Origin of the sequence: Parabacteroides sp. AF14-59, assembly GCF_003479515.1 — a bacterium.
Lineage (GTDB): Bacteria > Bacteroidota > Bacteroidia > Bacteroidales > Tannerellaceae > Parabacteroides > Parabacteroides faecis.
In genome coordinates this window covers 12,352-12,558 of the sequence record NZ_QUHH01000046.1, presented here as the reverse complement: position 1 = coordinate 12,558, position 207 = coordinate 12,352, and the positions used below count along the sequence as shown (strand labels likewise).

At 50.2% G+C, this 207-nt stretch carries 1 pseudogene; it reads right to left on the bottom strand.

Annotated elements, in window-relative coordinates:
- Nucleotides 1-207: pseudogene (locus DWW23_RS26860) on the bottom strand (hypothetical protein); the annotation flags it as partial.

Below are 207 nucleotides of genomic sequence, written 5' to 3'. Positions count from 1 at the left end.
CATGCACATGACAGGGCGGCAGCGATCCAGGCTGTCCGGCTCATTCCGGCAGGTAATACTACGATGATTGCCAGCAAGGTAATCCATGCCAGATAATACAGATACATTCTTGTCTGCCGTAAGATCATCCACAAGCAAGCTGGCAATACGATTGCGAGATATCCTGAATAGGGTCCCGGATTATAGAAATCCCCGGTCAGCCTGAAC